Raw genomic sequence first — 18,199 nt, 5'->3', positions numbered from 1 at the left:
CGCAAAGGCCGGATGTGCGGCTGGCAGGCCAACGCGGCCCCGGCGGCAAAATGAAAAAAAGGGCGGGTCCGCGAGGATCCGCCCCATTCTGGTAGTGCCGGCCGCTGGCCGGCAACTGCACGGTGGAAATCCGTCTGGCAGCCGGCCAGCGGCCGGCTCTACCGGAACAGCGATCAAGCAAAGGCTAGGTGTGCGGCTGGCAGGCCAACGCGGCCCCGGCGGCAAAATAAAAAAAAAGGGCGGGTCCGCGAGGATCCGCCCCATTCTGGTAGTGCCGGCCGCTGGCCGGCAACTGCACGGTGGAAATCCGTCTGGCAGCCGGCCAGCGGCCGGCGCTACCCCAACCGCGATCAGCTGTCCTTCTTCGCGGCCATCGCCGCAGCCAGCTCCGCCTTGAACTCCTCGAACGTCTGGCCCTTCTCCTTCGCTTCGGCCTGCGCGGCATCACGCAGCGCGTCGGAGTACATCAGGCGCACCGGCGTGCCATTGCGTTCGTGCAGCTCACCGGCCTGCATGATCAGCGCCAGGACCTGCGCGGCGGAGTCACTGTGGCCGGCGATACGGCCATCCATGCCCAGCACCCATTCGCCGTCGCGGCGCACGACACCGGCCAGCAGGGTGCGCTGCGCGTCGCGCAGTTCGGCATGCGGCTCCACCGGCGACGCCTGGGCGGCGGCCTTGTTGGCGGCCTGCTTTTCCTGGCGACGGCGCTGGTCGCGGCGGATCTTGGAGGTGGTGGACATGGTGCGGTACCGCGGCGAGGGGGGCGCAAGGATAACGCACCCCGCCGGCCAGGCCGCTTCACGCGGCCCCGGTTCGACACGGTCAATCCAGCACCCTGCCCTGCCGCCAGTAGCCCATGAAGGTGATCGCGCGGCGATCCAGCCCGCACGCGCGCAGCAGGTGGCGCCGGATCGCCATCACCGCCCCCGCCTCGCCCGCTACCCAGGCATACAGCGGACCGGCCAGGTGGGAATCGGCCTGTTCCCAGAGGATCTGCGTATCGACGTCGATCTCCTCCAGCGCCTCCCCCGCTACCCCGCCGGGAGCGGCGGCCAGGCGCGCCTGGACCGCCTGCAGCAGCGGCTGTCCGTAGCTGGCCCGCCCGCGCGGCAGCCAGACCAGCTCAGCCGTGGCCGGTGCCTTCAGGCGCACCGCGTCGCCGGCCTGGGCCACTTCCAGCAGCGCCAGCGTGCGAGGCGGATCCACCCTGGCCGCCAGTTCCTCGAGGATGCCGGCCACCGCCGGTAGCGCGGTTTCATCGGCCACCAGCAGCACCTGGCCGACGCCAACCGGCGGTTTCCATTCCCAGCCCTCGCTGCTGTCGGCGCAGTCGGCGTCCGGGGCCAGCAGCAGCACCCGGTCGCCCGGGCGTGCGTGGATCGCCCAGCGCGACGCTGGCCCGGTCTCGCCGTGGAGGACGAAATCGACGTCGACCTCGCCCTGCTCGGCGCGCAACTGGCGCAGTGTGTAGGTGCGCATCGGTGGGCGCTGATCATCCGGCAGCGCCCGGTAGCGCCGGTACCAGTCGGCACCGCTGGGGACCTGCGGCACCCGCTGGCCAGGCAAGGGGAAGAACACCTTGATGCGCTGGTCCGGGCCTTCGGTCTTCATCCGCGCCACGTCGGCACCGGTGAACACCATGCGATCCAGGGAAGGGGAAAGAACGCGGCGCTCCTTCAGCGCCACCTCGAACAGGCGGTAGGTCTGCTGCGCAGCCATCGGGAAACCTCATGCAACGGCATCGGATCGGCTGGCTGTGGTGCATCCGCGCACCGGCTGGCTGGAGTGCCCAGCCTAGCCCGGTGGTGTCCCGCCGCAAGGGCTGCGGGCGCTGCGACCGCCCCTACCCCTGCGTGCTGCTCAATGGCCCGTGCAGGCCGCCTGCGCCGCGCGTTCGCGCTGGTGTTCCCAGTACCAGAACACGAAGCCGGCGCCGAAGAACCCGGCCTGGCCCAACGCCAGGTGCAGCGGGCTGGCACTCAGCAGCGGCGACACCACGCCGGCCACGACGGTGCTGATCATCAGCTGCACGAACGCCTGCAGCGACGAGGCCAGGCCGCGCTGGTGCGGGTACATGTCCAGCACCGCCAGCGCCAGGATCGGGAAGATCAGCGCCATGCCCATGCCACCGAGGAAGATCGGCAGCACCGCCCACGGCAGCACGAACTGCGGCGACAGCGCCACGTAGCCGACGTTCAGCAGCACCGACAGCGCGCACAGGCCGAAGCCAATGGACACCTGCCGTGTGGGCGTGGTGTGCCCGGCCATGCGCCCGGAAAGGAACGAGCCGGTGGTCATGCCGCCGATGGTGGGAATGAACAGCCAGGCGAAGCCGCCCTCACCCAGGTGCAGGTGCTGCATCACGAACACCGGCGCCGAGGAGATGTAGAGGAAGATGCCGCCGAAGCCGATGCTGCCAGCCAGCGCCAGGCGCAGGAAGCGTGGGTTGAAGCCGATGCGCACGTAGTCGCGCAGCAGCACGCGCGGCGACAGCGGCACACGTGCTGCAAGCGGATGGGTCTCCGGCAGGTAGCGTGCGGTGGCGACCAGCAGGACCAGCGAGAACACCACCAGGAACCAGAAAATCAGCGGCCAGCCCGCGCCACTGAGCAGGATCCAGCCGCCGATGATCGGCGCGATCGCCGGTGCGATGCCGAACAGCATCGATACCTGGCTCATCAAGCGCTGCGCATCGTGGCCATGGTAGAGATCGCGGATCACCGCGCGGCCGACGATCATGCCGACGCCCGCAGACAGGCCCTGCAGCGCGCGGAACGCCAGCAGCGTGGTCAGGTCGGTGGACAACGCGCAGCCCACCGAGGCGCCGGCGAAGACTACCAGGCCGCCGAGGATCACCCGCTTGCGGCCCCACGCATCGGACAGCGGGCCGTGCGCCAGGCTCATCAGGCCGTAGAACAGCAGGTAGACGCTGATGGTCTGCTGCACCGCCACCTCGTCCACCGCCAGGCGCTGCGCCAGCTGCGGGAAGGCCGGGAAGATGGTGTCGATCGAGAACGGGCCGAACATGGCCAGGCCGGCAAGCAGCAGGGCCATGCGGCGAGTGGAGGGAGCAGCAGCGGCGGTCATGATGAAGGCGTCCGGCAGGACCATGCGTGGCACGCACGGCGGGCGCCGGTCCCCCTTCTGCAGGGACGGCGCCAGATGAATTCGGGTATGCGGCCATGATAGGTGGGGATTGCGCCCGATGCCATGCAGCGGTGCACAAAACGCATGGCCGGGCCATCGGCCATTCAGGCGCGGCGGCCGGCCCCGGAGGCGGCCGGCGGGCCCGCAACGGGCTATAATCGGCGGGCAACACGGTGGGAGAAGCGGAACACCGCTGCCGAAGGCGCAACGCCCGTAATCGCTCAGGCCCGATACCACCCGTAACAGAACTCTGGAGAGACCGGTTCGATCCGGCGCCGAAGGGGCACGAAGCCGCGGTTTTCCGCGCTTCCAAACTCTCAGGCAAAAGGACAGAGGGGCGCCCCGCAGACCGCCGACCGGCGGCTTGTGCCCGTGCGTGTGCCCTTTCCTGACGGATCCTTCGCCATGTCCCAGAACACCCCTTCCCTGCGTGAGCTCGAGCACCACAATGCGTTCGTCGAGCGCCACATCGGCCCCAACGATGCCGAGATCGCGCAGATGCTCGACGTCGTCGGCCACGCGTCGCTGGATGCGATGACCGATGCCATCGTGCCGGCCAAGATCAAGTCGCCGGCACCGCTGGCACTGCCCGAATCGATGACCGAAGTGCAGGCACTGGCGAAGATCCGTGCGATCGCCGACAAGAACACCGTGCTGCGCAGCTTCATCGGCCAGGGCTACTACGGTACCCACACGCCGAACGTGATCCTGCGCAACATCCTGGAAAACCCGGCCTGGTACACCGCCTACACCCCGTACCAGGCGGAAATCTCGCAGGGCCGCATGGAAGCGCTGATCAACTTCCAGACCCTGTGCGCCGACCTCACCGGCATGGAAATCGCCAACGCGTCGCTGCTGGACGAAGCGACCGCAGCGGCCGAAGCGATGACCCTGGCCAAGCGTTCGGCCAAGTCGAAGTCGGACACCTTCTTCGTGCACGATGCCGTGCACCCGCAGACCCTGGAACTGCTGCGCACCCGCGCCGAGCCCATGGGCATCGTGCTGCGCGTCGGCACCCCGGCCGAGGCACTGGAAGCAGAGGCCTTCGGCCTGCTGCTGCAGTATCCGGATACCTTCGGCCAGATCGGCGACTACAAGGCCCTGGTCGAGGCCGTGCACGCACGCGGCGGCCTGGTGGCCGTGGCCACCGACCTGCTGGCGCTGACCCTGCTGGCCGCACCGGGCGAATGGGGCGCGGACATCGTGGTCGGCAACAGCCAGCGTTTCGGCGTGCCGTTCGGCTTCGGCGGCCCGCACGCCGCGTTCATGGCCTGCCGTGACGCCTACAAGCGCTCGATGCCGGGCCGCCTGATCGGTGTCTCCATCGATGCCCAGGGCAACCCGGCCTACCGCCTGACCCTGCAGACCCGCGAGCAGCACATCCGCCGCGAGAAGGCCACCTCCAACATCTGTACCGCACAGGTCCTGCTGGCGGTGATGGCCTCGATGTATGCCGTCTACCACGGCCCGGAAGGCCTGACCCGCATCGCCCGCCGCACCCACCGCCTGGCCTCGATCCTGGCCGCGGCGCTGCGCAAGGCCGGCGTGCAGGTCGGTGGCGACTTCTTCGATACCCTGCACATCACCGGCGTGCATGCCGATGAGATCCACGCCAAGGCACGCGCCGCCGGTTACAACCTGCGCGCGATCGACAGCGACTCGGTCGGCATCAGCCTGGACGAGACCGCCACCCGCGCCGACGTGGTCGCGCTGGCCGCCGTGTTCGGCGCGCAGGCCGACATCGATGCGCTGGATGCCAGCACCGCCGACGCACTGCCGGCCGGCCTGCTGCGCCAGTCCGCGTTCCTGACCCATCCGGTGTTCAACACCCACCACAGCGAGCACGAACTGCTGCGCTACCTGCGTTCGCTGGCCGACAAGGACCTGGCGATGGACCGCACGATGATCCCGCTGGGCTCGTGCACGATGAAGCTCAACGCCACCGCCGAGATGATCCCGGTGACCTGGCCGGAGTTCTCGCAGATCCATCCGCTGGTGCCGGCCGACCAGGCGCTGGGCTACAAGGAACTGATCGACTCGCTGGAAGCGATGCTGGTCGAATGCACCGGCTACGATGCGGTCAGCCTGCAGCCGAACTCGGGTGCACAGGGTGAGTACGCCGGCCTGTTGGCGATCCGCGCCTACCACCGCTCGCGCGGCGAAGGCCATCGCGACATCTGCCTGATCCCGGACTCGGCGCACGGCACCAACCCCGCCTCGGCGCAGATGTGCGGCATGAAGGTCGTGGTGACCAAGACCGATGCCAACGGCAACGTCGATGTCGAAGACATCCGCCTCAACGCCGAGAAGTACAGCGACCGCCTGGCGGCGATCATGATGACCTACCCGTCCACGCACGGCGTGTTCGAGGAAGAGGTGGTCGAGATCTGCGAGATCATCCACAAGCACGGCGGCCAGGTGTACACCGACGGCGCCAACATGAACGCGCTGGTCGGCGTGGCCAAGCCGGGCAAGTGGGGTTCGGACGTATCGCACCTGAACCTGCACAAGACCTTCTGCATCCCGCACGGCGGTGGCGGCCCGGGCGTCGGCCCGTGCGCGGTCAAGGAGCACCTGGCGCCGTTCCTGCCGGGCAAGCTGGGTGACAACGGTCCGGTCGGCATGGTCAGCGCGGCCAGCTTCGGCAGCGCCTCGATCCTGCCGATCAGCTGGATGTACATCGCGATGATGGGCCGCGAAGGCCTGCGCAAGGCCACCCAGGTCGCGCAGCTCAACGCCAACTACATCGCCAAGCGCCTGGCGCCGCACTTCAAGACGCTGTACACCGGCCGCAACGGCCTGGTGGCGCATGAGTGCATCCTCGACGTGCGCCCGCTGGAGAAGACCAGCGGCATCGGCGCCGAGGACGTGGCCAAGCGCCTGATCGACTTCGGCTTCCACGCCCCCACCCTGAGCTTCCCGGTGGCGGGCACGCTGATGGTCGAACCGACCGAGAGCGAGTCGCTGCACGAACTGGATCGTTTCGTCGACGCGATGATCCAGATCCGCGAGGAAATCACCGCGATCGAAGACGGCCGCCTGGACCGCGAGGACAATCCGCTGAAGAACGCGCCGCACACTGCCACCGCGGTGACCGCCAGCGAGTGGACCCATGCCTATCCGCGCGAGCTGGCCGCCTTCCCGCTGGCCAGCCTGAAGCAGAGCAAGTACTGGCCGCCGGTGGCGCGCGTGGACAACGTGTACGGCGACAAGAACGTGATGTGCGCCTGCATCCCGGTCGATGCCTACAAGGATGATGAAGTCGAGGCGTGATTCCCCGCTGCATCGGATGACAAAACGGCCCGCGAAAGCGGGCCGTTCTCATAAGGGCGTGTGGACCAAGGTCCACACCCACAATAATCACGGGTCCGGCATCTGCCCCAGGCTCAACTGCCACGATACGCCGAAGCGGTCCTGCACCCAGCCGTAGCGGTTGCTGAAATCGTACTCGCCCACCGGCATCAGCCAGTGCCCGCCCTCGCCCAGCACGCGTGCCGCGCGCTCGAACTGTTCGGCACCGGAACACTCGACGAACAGCGAGATCGACGGCGAGAAGGTGAAATCGTGCACGTCCAGGCTGTCGAAGCACAGGTAGTGGGTGCCGCCGAGCAGGAAGATGGCCTGGCGGACCTGGCCGGACACGCCAGCGCCTGCACCGTCAGGATGGCGCTGCAGGGCCAGGAGGCGGAAATCGGCAAAGGCTTCGGCGTACAGGGCCAGCGCGGCCTCGGCCTGGCCGGTGAACATCAGGAAGGGACGGCTGCGCAGCATGCGGTACTCCTGGTCGACAGGCCGTTGACGGCCTACACGATCAGGATGGCACGGCGGATGTGCAGCCCCCGTGGTAGTGCCGGCCGTCGGCCGGCCCCCCCATCAAGCCTCGCGCATGCGCCGGGCGATGGCGCTGCCGGCGGCGATCGTGGCCGTCAGCGCCACCATCGACAGGAACTGCAGGCGCGTGTGCGATTCACTCAGCAGCAGGCCGAAGATCAGCGCCAGAATCGCCAGTGCACAGCAGGTCAGCCACGGGAAGCCGGCCATGCGGAACGGCAGCCGGGTGCCACGCCGATCCGCGCGGCGGCGCAGCACCAGCTGCGACACCAGCGACAGCGTCCACACCAGCAGGCAGGTGGAACCGACGATGTTCAGCAGCACCGGCAGCACCCGGTCGGGGAACAGCAGTTCCATCACCGTGGCGGCGAAACCGAACAGCACGCTGGCCAGCACGGCAATCACCGGCACCTGGCGCGGATCGGTCCAGCCCAGCACGGCCGGGGCCTCGCGGCGCTGCGCCAGCGAGTACATCATGCGCGAGGCGCCGTAGAGGTTGGCATTGAGCGCCGACAGCAGCGCGATCACCGCGATCAGGGTGATGGCGGTGCCCGCGCCCGGAATACGGGCAATGTCCAGCACAGCGGCGAAGGGCGACTTCAGCGCCTCGCTGGTCCACGGGACCACCGCGATGATCACGCTCAGCGAGCCGATGTAGAACACCAGGATGCGCCAGGCCACGGTGCGGATGGCCCGGGCGATGCTGCGCTCCGGGTCTTCGGTCTCGGCTGCGGCAACGGCCACGATTTCGGTGCCGCCGAAGGCGAACACCACCACCAGCAGCGCCGCGCCGATCCCGGCCAGGCCCTTCGGTGCAAAACCACCGTGTTCGGTGAAGTTGCTCAGGCCCGGGGAGGTCACCTGCGGCAGCCATCCCATCAGCAGCGCCACGCCAATGGCGATGAACGCCAGGATCGCCGCGACCTTGAGGATGGCAAACCAGAATTCGAACTCGCCGAAGTTCTTCACCCCCAGCAGGTTGATCGCAGTGAAGAACAGCATGAAGGCCAACGCCGCCATCGGCACCGGTACGGCCGGCCAGACCGTCGCCAGCAGCCCGGCCGCGCCCACCGCTTCGGCGGCGATCACGATCACCAGCTGCACCCACCACAGCCAGCCGACCGTGGCGCCCGCGGTGGCGCCCATGGCATCGGCGGCATAGACCGAGAACGCGCCACTGGTCGGCTTGGCCGCCGCCATCTCGCCCAGCGCGTTCATGACGATGATCACCAGCGCGCCGGCCACCAGATAGGACACCAGCACCGCCGGCCCGGCGGCCTGCACTCCCACGCCCGAGCCGAGGAACAGGCCGGCGCCGATGGCGCTGCCCAGGCCCATCATGATCAGCTGGCGGGGCTTGAGCGAATGTCCGAGGCGGGACGGCGAAGCGGTCGGAATCGAGTTGGGCATCGGCGGGGCTGGCGGCGGGCTACAGGGGCGACACCTTACCCTGTCCCGTGCCTGCCCGGATAGGCACAGCGCAGCAGCCGGCTCAGGCCAGCGCCGGCTCGCCGATACCACCGCCGATGCGGGCGCGATAGGCACGCGGCGAGAAACCGGTTTCAGCCTTGAACTTGCGGGTGAACGCGCTCTGGTCGCTGAAACCGCAGGCCTGGCCGATGCAGGCAATGCTGTCGTCGCCATGCAGCAGGTGCATGGCCATCTGGATCCGCAGCCGGGTCAGCACCTGCTGCGGGGTCATCTGGAACACCTTGCGGAAGCTGCGTTCCAGCTTGGACAGCGAGAAGCCGGTGATGTCCAGCAGCGTCTGCATGCGCACGTTCTCGGCGTAGTGCGCGTTGAGGTGGGCCAGCGCCAGCCGCAGCTGTTCGTACTGGGTGCCCAGGCTGTCCTTCTGGCCCAGGTCGCGGGAAATGCCGATCAAGCCCGCGATGGCGCCATCAACCACCAACGGACGCTTGCAGGTCAGGCACCAGCCCGGTTCGCGGTTGGCGAACAGGTGCAGCTCCATCAGGTTCTCGATCACCTCGCCGGACAGGACGCGGGCGTCCTGGTCGACGTAGTCGGCGCTGAGGCCGGTCGGGTAGATCTCGGCTGCGGTACGCCCGATCACGTCCTTGCGCGCGCGCAGGCCCAGCCGCCGCAGCATGGTCTGGTTGACGTGGGTGTAACGCCCCTGGCGGTCCTTGATGAAGAACAGCACGTCCGGGATGGCGTCGAACAGGGCTTCGATGTCGGCGGGCTCGACTCGCATGCGGCAAGCATACCCGAGCCTGCTTTTGCCCGTACGTTCACCTTTGCCGGACCGTGGTTTAACGGGACCGGTCCCAGTGTGGTGGCTCCCCTTGACGATCCGGAGCCACCGTCCATGGCCGCCAGCAAGCCCACCGGCAAGCGCGCAACTGCCCACCCCGAAGACCTGCATCGCGGCCAAGGCGGCGAGCTGCACCTCCAGGCCGGCGGCAGCCACCCGGCAATGACCACCGACCAGGGCATTCCGGTGGCAGACAACCAGAACTCGCTGCGGCAGGGGCCGAGGGGTCCTACGCTGCTGGAGGACTTCATCCTCCGCGAGAAGATCACCCACTTCGATCACGAACGCATCCCCGAGCGCATCGTGCATGCCCGCGGCAGCGCCGCGCACGGCTACTTCGAGTTGACCCGTTCGCTGTCGCGCCATACCCGCGCGCGCATCCTCACCGAGGTGGGAGTGAAGACGCCGGTGTTCACCCGCTTCTCGACCGTGGCCGGTGGCGCAGGCTCGGTGGATACCCCACGCGACGTGCGCGGCTTTGCGGTCAAGTTCTATACCAAGGAGGGCAACTGGGATCTGGTCGGCAACAACATCCCGGTGTTCTTCATCCAGGACGCGATGAAGTTCCCGGACCTGGTGCACGCAGTGAAGATGGAGCCGGACCGCGCCTTCCCGCAGGCCGCTTCGGCCCATGACACCTTCTGGGACTTCATTTCGCTGATGCCCGAATCGATGCACATGATCATGTGGGCGATGAGCGACCGCGCCATCCCGCGTTCGCTGCGGATGATCGAAGGCTTCGGTGTGCACAGCTTCCGCCTGCTGAACGAGGCCGGCGAGTCGACGTTCGTCAAGTTCCACTGGCGGCCCAAGCTGGGCATCCAGTCCACGGTCTGGGACGAAGCGTTGAAACTGCAATCGGCCGACAATGACTTCCATCGCCGCGACCTGTTCGAGGCCATCCAGCGCGGCGACTTTCCCGAATGGGAGCTGGCGGTGCAGCTGTTCACCGAAGAAGAAGCCGACGCCTTCCCGTTCGATCACCTGGATCCGACCAAGATCATTCCCGAATCGCTGGTGCCGTTGCAGGTGATCGGGCGCATGGTGCTGGACCGCTGGCCGGACAACTTCTTCGCCGAGACCGAGCAGGTGGCGTTCTGCCCGGCCAACGTGCCGCCCGGCATCGACTTCAGCAACGACCCGCTGCTGCAGGGCCGCCTGTTCTCCTACCTGGACACCCAGCTGCTGCGCCTGGGCGGCCCGAACTTCCACCAGATCCCGGTGAACGCGCCGAAGTGCCCGTTTGCCAATCATCAGCGCGATGGCCACATGCAGATGCAGGTGCCCAAGGGCCGGGTGGCCTACGACCCCAGCTCGCTGCAGGACGACACCCCGCGCGAGACGCCCACCGGCTTCCGCAGCCACGCCAGCGCCGACGATGGCCGCAAGGGCCGCACCCGCGCAGAGAGTTTCGCCGACCACTACAGCCAGGCCCGCATGTTCTTCCGCAGCCTGGAAAAGCCGGAGCAGGCGCACCTGGCATCGGCGCTGGTCTTCGAGTTGTCCAAGGTGGAAACGCTGAAGGTGCGGGTGCGCACGGTCAGCCACCTGCGCAACATCGATGACACGCTGGCGCAGCGCGTGGCCAATGGCCTGGCCCTGCCTGCACTGCCCGACCCCGCGCCAACCGCTACCCCGGTGCGGGACATGCCGCCTGCCCCGGAAGTGCGCGTGATCGGGCGTAACAAGCCCACCCTGCAGGGTCGCTGCATCGGCATCCTGTTCGACGAAGGCTCCGACGCGCGCGTGATTGCCAGCCTGAGCAAGGCCGCCCGGAAGGCAGGTGCAGACGTGAAGCTGGTCGCACCAAAAGTGGGAGGCGCCACGCTCAGTGACGGCAGCGTACAGGCCGCCGATGGGCAACTGGCCGGCACGCCATCGGCCGTGTTCGATGCGGTGGCCGTGGTGCTGAGCGTAGAGACATCAAAGGCGTTGTCGAAAGAGAGCGCCGCCCTGGAGTTCGTCAGCCAGGCGTGGGCACACCTGAAGGCCATCGCCAGCGACGCGGGCGGCCAGGCGCTGCTGAAGGCGGCGCGGGTCGGCAACGACCCCGGCATCGTCGAAGCAGAAGACGCCAAGGCATTCCTGGCGGCGGCCGCCACCCGCCAGTGGGCGCGTGAGCCCAAGCTGCGCCTGCTGGCCTGACCACAACGACAGGAGAATCGTCATGCCCCGTGGTGACAAATCCGCATATACCGAAAAGCAGAAGCGCCAGGCCGAGCACATCGAGGAAAGCGAACGTGATCGCGGCGCGAGTGAAGGCACCGCCGAGCGCATTGCCTGGGCCACCGTGAACAAGCAGGACGGCGGCGGCAAGCGCGCCGGCAGTGCCCGCAAGGGCTCGAAGAAGGCGACCAGCAAGAAGGCTGCCAAGAAGGCGCCTGCCAGGAAGTCGGCCACAAAGAAGGCCGCAACCAAGACGACGGCGGCGAAGAAGGCACCTGCGAAGAAGGCACCTGCGAAGAAGGCGCCGGCTCGCAAGACCGCGACAAAGAAGGCCGCAAAGAAGACGGCGAACAAGGCTGCGGCCAAGAAGGCGGGTACGGCCGCCTCGCGGAGCGCCGCCGCGAAGAAGGCAGCCGAGACGCGGGCCGCGAAGAAGACCGTGCGCAAGGCGGCGGCGAAGAAGGCTGCGCGTACGCGTGCGCGCGGCTGAAGCGTCGATCAGGAGGGGAGCGCCCTCATCCATGCAGCAACTTCGGCTGCGGCTGCGTGAGCACGGGCCTGCAGCAGCAGATGGGGCCCTTCCAGCGATACGTGCCGGGCGTCGGGCAACAAGAGCTGCAGCTCGGCCACGCTGGGCGGCCACAACAGGTGGTCCTGTCGTGCATGCAGGCATAGCGTCGGCAGCGTGAGCTTCGGCAACTGCGCGCGGACATCGATCTGCAGTGTCGCCGCGGCGCGCTGCCGCAGCATCGCGGCCGGCGCCGCAGCGATCGCATGTCGCAGCTCGCGAAGGTTCATGCGTGTCCGCCAATGCCCCAGCAGAAGCCGGGCCAGCAACGCCAGCGGCGGCCGTGGCCATGCGGGGGCAAGCAAGCGTGCGCTCGCCGCTGGCAGCGGCACCGGTCGCCGCGCGAAAGTCGTACTCAGTATCAATCCGCGCAATCCCGGCGGTGAAGCCGCCGCCAGTTCGATGGCCAGTGGCCCGGCAAACGATTCAGCCAGCAGCACAAAGGGAGCGATGGGAAGCTGCGGACGCAGGATCGACGCCAACGTAACGTAGTCCTGTGGCCCCTGCATGGGTAGCGGCAGCACCTGCACGGTAACTCCCTGGCCCTGCATCGCCTCCACGAAGCATGTCGACAGCAGGCCGCTGCCATCCAGCCCCGGCAGCATCACGATCGGGAGCATCACGGCGCTCATCACATTGCTCACCTTCCAGGCCCCTTCGCACGATTCCCTGCCCCGCAGCTTCGCTTATCGGCTCGACCCAGGGAAGTGCACGCCGCTGATCGCGGCGCTACCCTGATGGCCCCTGACGGAACAGAGAAGGTGGCATGCGCAAGCCCCGCTGGCTCAGCTTGACCGGCATCGCCCTATGCGCGCTCTATCTCGCGCTGACCGCCTGGCTGGTGTTCGATGCCCGGTCCAACAGCGACCCCAAGAGCGCCTACATCCTCATGCAGCTGCCGGTGATGCTGCAGACCGCAGCACTCAACGCCATCGGCGTAGGAAGCTGGCTTTCCGGAATGACCTGGATGACCGTCTACCTTCTGGTGATTCCCCCCACGCTTGGCGTGCTTTACGTGCTTGGGGCCATGCTCGGCAGCGTCCTGGAGCAATGAGGGCGATCCTTTCTGCTGCCTGAGCGGGCGATGGCAATACGGCCGCTCAAGGCGGCCGTATTCCTGTCACTGCACTGGCAGCCCGCTCAGGCTGCGCGACGGGGCACAGCAGAGACCACCGCGCCTTCCACCTTGAATACCGCCACCGACGTGGTCAGCGCATGCGCCTGTTCTTCCAGCGCGCGGCTCGCGGCAGTGGCTTCTTCCACCAGGGCCGCGTTCTGCTGGGTCACCTGGTCCATCTGCACCACCACCTGGTTGACCTGCTCGATACCGGCGGCCTGCTCCTTGCTGGCCGCTGCGATGTCGCTCATCAGCTGGGTGGTACGCGAACTGGCCTGGGCCACGCGCGCGATTGCAGCTTCGGATTCAACGGTCACCGCCAGGCCACTCTTCACCTTGGCAGCGGCGTCTTCGATCAGTTCCTTGATTTCCTTGGCGGCGACACCGGCACGCTGCGCGAGCGTACGCACCTCGCTGGCGACCACCGCAAAGCCACGCCCCTGCTCGCCCGCGCGCGCAGCTTCCACTGCAGCATTCAGTGCCAGGATGTTGGTCTGGAACGCGATGCCGTCGATCACCGTCGAGATTTCCGAAATGCGTGCCGAAGACTGATCGATCTCGCCCATCACCGAGGCCATCTGTGCCATTGCCTGCTCGGTCTCGCGCACGGCGGCACCGGCGGCATGCGCTTCACTGTCGGCCTGCCGCGCCAGTTCGGCGTTCTGGCGTACGGTCGAGGTCAGTTCCTCCATCGACGCGGCGGCCTCCTCCAGGTTGGCCGCCTGCTGTTCGGTGCGGCGCGAGAGGTCGTTGTTGCCGGCCGCCAGTTCCTGCGCGGCATTGTTGATGCTGTCGGCGGCGGCCTGGATGCCCTGCACGATGCCGGTCAGCTGCGCGGTGGTGGTATTGGCGTCGTCACGCATGCGGGCGAACACGCCGTCGTACTCGCCATCCATGCGCGCGGTCAGGTCGCCGTGCGAAATCGCGCGCAGCACGTCGGAGACATCGGCGATGCTGGCCTGCGAACTGGCCATCATACCGTTGAGGTGCTCGACCATTGCCTTGAACTGGAACTGGAACGCAGCGGCATCACCACGCATGCTGAAGTCACCGGCGCGAGCGGCGCGGGCCAGTTCATCAATCTGCGCGTTGATCGCCATCAAGCTCTGCTTCACTGCAGCCAGCGTACGGGTCAGCGTGGCCTTCTCGCCCGGGTAATCAGGCAGATCACGGCTGAGGTCACCGATGGCGTAGCGCTGCATCACCTCGGCCATCAGCAGTTCCACCTCAACGTGCGATTCGACCAGGCTGTTGGTCGCCTGCACCATGCGGCCGAAATCGCCGGGGAAGGCGCTGGCGTCCATGCGATAGCGGATCGCACCGGCCTCGTGCTGCTCGGCCATCTGCAGCTGCGCGCCGATCGCCGCCTGCACGCTCTGGCGGACGCTGGCCATGGCCTCGCCCAGCTGGGTCAGTTCGTCGCGGCCACCGAGGCGGAACTCCTGGTCCAGCTGCCCCTTTGACAGCCGCTCGGCCAGGTTCACCGCGCGCGCCAGCGGGCCGGTCAGGCTGCGGCCGATCATCACCGAGGCAGTGATGCCCGCCAGCAGCGCGACGCCGCCCAGCACCAGCAGCTGCAACAGGCTGCGCTCGCCCAGGCGGATCGCTTCGGCAGCAGCCTTGCGGCTTTCCTTTTCCTCGAAGTCCACGCCGTCCGACAGCGCCTTGTTCCAGCCGTTGGCCGCGTCCTGCACCGGGCCCAGGGTCAGCGCCACGGCACCCGGATAGTTGCCCTGCTCCATCAGCTCGCTGGTCTGCTTGTTGAGCGGGCGTGCGATGGCTCGCTTGGCGGCGATGGTTTCCGCAATGGCTTTGCCTTCGGCATCACCCGGAAGCGCCTGGTAGGCGGACCAGCTGGCCTCGTAGCGCTTGACCAGATCGGCAATGCGCTTCTCGTCGCTGCTGCGGTCGTCACCTTGGCGGATCAGCATCTCGCGGCGCACCACCATCATCTGGTTGTTGGCATCGAGCATCTGCGACAGCAGGCGCACCTTGGCCACGCTGATATCGACCACCTGCTGCATCGCGCGCTTCTGCACGACGCTGGCGGTGGCCCCGGTAGCGACCACGGCGGCAACCAGCAGCAGCAACAGGCCAAAGCCCAGCCCAAGACGCCAGGCAACCCTGACATTTCTCAAGTAGTTCATCGGTACATCCAAAACGGGGGGATGCGCCCTTATCGGCGTGGCCCGAAGCGCCTTGATGGGAGCTGCCACGCTCGTCCGGGTGCGGTTCAGAGAGGTGATGGCGTCGATTCCTGGCGCTAGCGACCCTAAAGTTCCCTTCCATGCTGCCAAGGGTGCCCGCCTACATCGTGGCCCCTTAGAATCGAATCGATCCTTGAAGATGAATGGATACATCTGATGAGCCACGATTTTCCCCACCAGTTGATTATTTTCGGCCCACCGGGAACCAGCAAGAGTTACAAGGCCCGGCATGAGAAGACGCCGATGCTCGGCATTCGCCCGGACGAGGTCATCCCTGTGACGTTCCACGCCGAGTTTGGTTACGGCGATTTCGTCTCCCGCCTGTTGCCACTGTCCGAGGGCAACAAGGTCCATTACCAAGTGCATGCCGGCCCCTTCATCCGCGCATTGGCACTTGCCCTTCACCGTTCAGAGCATGGCACGGCCGATTCGCCGCCTCGCAACGTTGTCCTGCTCATTGACGAAATCAACCGCGGCAACTGTGCGGAAATCTTCGGCGACATTTTCCAGCTGCTGGACCGGGACGATGACGGACAATCCAGCTATTCCGTCTGTGCCTCGAAACTGACGGTGCAGGCGCTGATCAACGAGATCCGCGAACTTGAAGCTCGCGATGACAGAGACTCCTCCACGCTGATCGGTCGTATCGAAGATGAGCGCATGCTGAGGCTTCCGGCGAATCTCTACCTGATCGGGACCATGAACACTGGCGACGAATCGATCTTCTTCATGGACTCTGCATTCAAGCGCCGCTGGAATTTCCAGTTCAGTCCAGCCGAGTTCAATGCAGTTCCCGCTGCGCAGGCCAATGCAACGATCGAAGGCCACCCATCGGTTACCTGGAAGATGCTGGTGGATGCTCTCAATGCGATGATCGTCGAGAAATGCACCTCTCCGAATCTCGACGACAAACTGATCGGCCCCTGGTTCATCAAGGCGCGGGCCATCGCTGCAACAACACCACCCGCGACGCTGGAACAGACGCACGCTGCATCGATTGCCGAACTGCGCAAGCTCGCCCCAGGGGCTGCGGAGTACATGCAGGGCGCGGACTACAGCCAGAGGTTCGACGATGCATTCTGCAAGCTCCGGAAATCCTGCAATGCCGAGACCTTGAAGGCAATCGACACACTCTCGGGCTTTGACGAGTCCGCCAAGCGCAAATTGAAGACTATTGCCTTTGCCATCAGTGGCTCATCCCCCTACTACAAGTCAAAGATAAACTTCCAGAAGACCAAGGACGGGATGCTCATTGAGGATTTCGTCGAAGCGCTTGCCGTGACACAGGAAGTCCATCCCATTGCCCACCATATCGCCGCCAGTGATATCGAGGGAAAGCTATTCCTCTACCTGTGGGACAACGTCTTCGAAAGGGACAAGTCCCCACTTGCAGAATGGCTGCGTATTCCCCCGGAATCACTGAGGACCTTCGGACAGTTTTCCGCCCGACGCGATGACTTCATCCGCAGCTTCACTGTTTCGGAAGATCTGCATGCAGCTGCATGACGTCAGCGTCGTCGCGGCTGGGTCCAGCGCTGTGGGCCTGTTCGTGGGAGATGGGCGCACCGAGCTGCGCGTGCCGCATGGCATGCCGACCTCCACCGCGCCCCGCGACGCATTCCGTCTGCTCTACCTGGCTTTCGCCGCTTTCAGGAATGTCCAATCAGATCTCGGACATGCACCGCAGCAGGACGGCGTTGAGGCAGACACGCATGGACGTGGACTTGCAGCGGCCCCCGCTTCGTTCGTCGACGCCATTGCCATCGACTCGCTGTTCAACCATTCCAATCCACTTCGACTGCTGTCACTTCGCTCACAGATCGCGCGGCGGCAGGATGGCAATCTGAACTACGCTGACCGCCACCTTAACCATGCATTGTTCAACGACGACGACGCCCCCTTCTTTCCGAAGCTTCCCACCCGGCGAAGCGTATGCGAACGCGGGACCGCCGACATCGTCGGCCTGTATTTTTTTCTCGCTGACGACTTCTATCGCAACCTGCTGCAGATCGATCCCGGCATCATCTGGGGACGCTTCACCATGGATGCCGTACAGCGCGCAACGGACTTCCGCCATCGCCATCTGCGCGAGGGTGACTCGCTGCATGAAGGTGATGCCTGGGCACAGGAGCTGCTGCTGCGGCGACTCCAGCAACTCCTGAGAACGTGCTACCGGCAGGCAACGCTGCGCAGCGCGGAGTTTCTTTCGCTGCATGCAGCACTGGAACGCTACCTTCATCCCGCGCTCGCAGGTAGTGTGCAGCAGGGCCAGGTCTGGGGCATGCGGGATTTCTGGCCTGTCTGGGAATCCATGTGCCTGCATGATGCCCTGCAACAGGCGAGCGACACGCACGGCACATCCGTCGTCACCTGTGACAGTACTTATCTCCCATCCCACCCCATCGCGATCGAGCAACGGGACACCTGGGGACAGCGACAGCATTCAATGTTCGCCCATAACGGACTCTGTCGCCGTCCCGACCTGTTGCTGCAACGCGGCTCCGCGTACACCGTGGTCGATTTCAAGTACTACCCCATCGCACCCGACTGGCATCAGCGAAGCCGTCGCGACGAAGACGAGAAGGCGCCCTCCTTGAAGGAGAAAGCGCAGAAGGATCTGGACAACATTGAGTTGTATGGACTTCTGCTGCACCGTCACCTTGCTGCGGTGGAGCAGGTATCGGCAACGATCACCCTGGAGTTCTGGCTCCCCGGAGGCGAAGCGCAGCGGATTCACATCCGCAGCTCGCCTGCCTGGAACCCACCATTAGAGGTAGTGACTCTTCCTCTGCCGGACATGATCAGGCGCTACGGAGAGCGACATGCCTTCAGCATGCGCGGCAACCACGCGCATACAGTTGCCAAAGCTGCGTGAAGACAGACTG

Annotated in this window: 14 protein-coding genes and 1 riboswitch; of the genes, 6 read left to right on the top strand and 8 right to left on the bottom strand. The window is 66.2% G+C overall.

The genetic code is table 11. The features are described from left to right. Positions 1–350: 350 nt before the first annotated feature. From LRM18_RS11820 to LRM18_RS11810, 3 genes are all read right to left on the bottom strand, one after another. Positions 351–743, bottom strand: coding sequence for a hypothetical protein (locus LRM18_RS11820; RefSeq protein WP_057493454.1), 393 nt, complete (start codon positions 741–743; stop codon positions 351–353). Positions 744–825: 82 nt separating this feature from the next. Next, positions 826–1,722 carry a siderophore-interacting protein gene (locus LRM18_RS11815; protein ID WP_057493455.1) on the bottom strand — a complete coding sequence of 299 codons (897 nt, stop codon included), beginning with the start codon at positions 1,720–1,722 and terminating at the stop codon, positions 826–828. Between the two features lie 141 nt (positions 1,723–1,863). Continuing rightward, positions 1,864–3,090 (bottom strand): multidrug effflux MFS transporter, encoded by a 1,227-nt coding sequence (locus LRM18_RS11810; RefSeq protein WP_049468834.1) that lies wholly within the window; start codon positions 3,088–3,090, stop codon positions 1,864–1,866. A 300-nt stretch (positions 3,091–3,390) separates the two neighbouring features. Next, a riboswitch (glycine riboswitch) is annotated at positions 3,391–3,493 on the top strand. Between the two features lie 62 nt (positions 3,494–3,555). Between LRM18_RS11810 and gcvP the strand changes: the two genes are divergently transcribed. Beyond that, positions 3,556–6,423 carry an aminomethyl-transferring glycine dehydrogenase gene (gcvP, locus tag LRM18_RS11805; RefSeq protein ID WP_049468830.1) on the top strand — a complete coding sequence of 956 codons (2,868 nt, stop codon included), beginning with the start codon at positions 3,556–3,558 and terminating at the stop codon, positions 6,421–6,423. A gap of 87 nt (positions 6,424–6,510) precedes the next feature. Here gcvP and LRM18_RS11800 read toward each other — a convergent pair whose 3' ends face one another. From LRM18_RS11800 to LRM18_RS11790, 3 genes are all read right to left on the bottom strand, one after another. Further along, positions 6,511–6,921, bottom strand: a complete 411-nt coding sequence (locus tag LRM18_RS11800) for a VOC family protein (RefSeq protein WP_053461053.1) — start codon at positions 6,919–6,921, stop codon at positions 6,511–6,513. 102 nt (positions 6,922–7,023) lie between these two features. Next, the gene (locus LRM18_RS11795; protein WP_049468828.1) at positions 7,024–8,391 is read right to left on the bottom strand and encodes an amino acid permease; all 1,368 of its coding nucleotides are present in this window, start codon (positions 8,389–8,391) and stop codon (positions 7,024–7,026) included. A gap of 82 nt (positions 8,392–8,473) precedes the next feature. Continuing rightward, a complete protein-coding gene (locus LRM18_RS11790; protein ID WP_049468825.1) occupies positions 8,474–9,196 on the bottom strand; it encodes an AraC family transcriptional regulator in 723 nt (240 codons plus the stop codon). A gap of 114 nt (positions 9,197–9,310) precedes the next feature. Between LRM18_RS11790 and LRM18_RS11785 the strand changes: the two genes are divergently transcribed. Beyond that, positions 9,311–11,401, top strand: a complete 2,091-nt coding sequence (locus tag LRM18_RS11785; RefSeq protein ID WP_270954662.1) for a catalase — start codon at positions 9,311–9,313, stop codon at positions 11,399–11,401. A gap of 22 nt (positions 11,402–11,423) precedes the next feature. After that, the gene (locus LRM18_RS11780) at positions 11,424–11,912 is read left to right on the top strand and encodes a hypothetical protein (protein ID WP_270954660.1); all 489 of its coding nucleotides are present in this window, start codon (positions 11,424–11,426) and stop codon (positions 11,910–11,912) included. 8 nt (positions 11,913–11,920) lie between these two features. Here the strand turns inward: LRM18_RS11780 and LRM18_RS11775 are convergent, their stop codons facing one another. Further along, positions 11,921–12,622, bottom strand: coding sequence for an alpha/beta hydrolase (locus tag LRM18_RS11775; RefSeq protein WP_270954658.1), 702 nt, complete (start codon positions 12,620–12,622; stop codon positions 11,921–11,923). 134 nt (positions 12,623–12,756) lie between these two features. Here LRM18_RS11775 and LRM18_RS11770 point away from each other — a divergent pair, with 134 nt between their 5' ends. After that, positions 12,757–13,044, top strand: coding sequence for a hypothetical protein (locus tag LRM18_RS11770; RefSeq protein WP_053461057.1), 288 nt, complete (start codon positions 12,757–12,759; stop codon positions 13,042–13,044). Positions 13,045–13,130: 86 nt separating this feature from the next. Here the strand turns inward: LRM18_RS11770 and LRM18_RS11765 are convergent, their stop codons facing one another. Further along, positions 13,131–15,254: a methyl-accepting chemotaxis protein gene (locus LRM18_RS11765; RefSeq protein WP_270954656.1), complete on the bottom strand. Its 2,124-nt coding sequence runs from the start codon at positions 15,252–15,254 to the stop codon at positions 13,131–13,133. Between the two features lie 216 nt (positions 15,255–15,470). Between LRM18_RS11765 and LRM18_RS11760 the strand changes: the two genes are divergently transcribed. Both LRM18_RS11760 and LRM18_RS11755 read left to right on the top strand, forming a co-directional pair. Further along, the gene (locus LRM18_RS11760) at positions 15,471–16,820 is read left to right on the top strand and encodes an AAA family ATPase (protein WP_103282563.1); all 1,350 of its coding nucleotides are present in this window, start codon (positions 15,471–15,473) and stop codon (positions 16,818–16,820) included. Beyond that, on the top strand, positions 16,807–18,189 hold the full coding sequence (locus LRM18_RS11755) for a hypothetical protein (protein WP_270954653.1): 1,383 nt from the start codon (positions 16,807–16,809) through the stop codon (positions 18,187–18,189). Before LRM18_RS11760 ends, LRM18_RS11755 begins: the two co-directional genes overlap by 14 nt. The last annotated feature ends 10 nt before the right edge of the window (positions 18,190–18,199 follow it).

Source organism: Stenotrophomonas sp. PI_27 (genome assembly GCF_027854495.1).
Classification (GTDB): domain Bacteria; phylum Pseudomonadota; class Gammaproteobacteria; order Xanthomonadales; family Xanthomonadaceae; genus Stenotrophomonas; species Stenotrophomonas pavanii.
The sequence above is the reverse complement of the archived record's forward strand: the minus strand, read 5'-3'. Positions and strand labels throughout refer to the sequence as shown.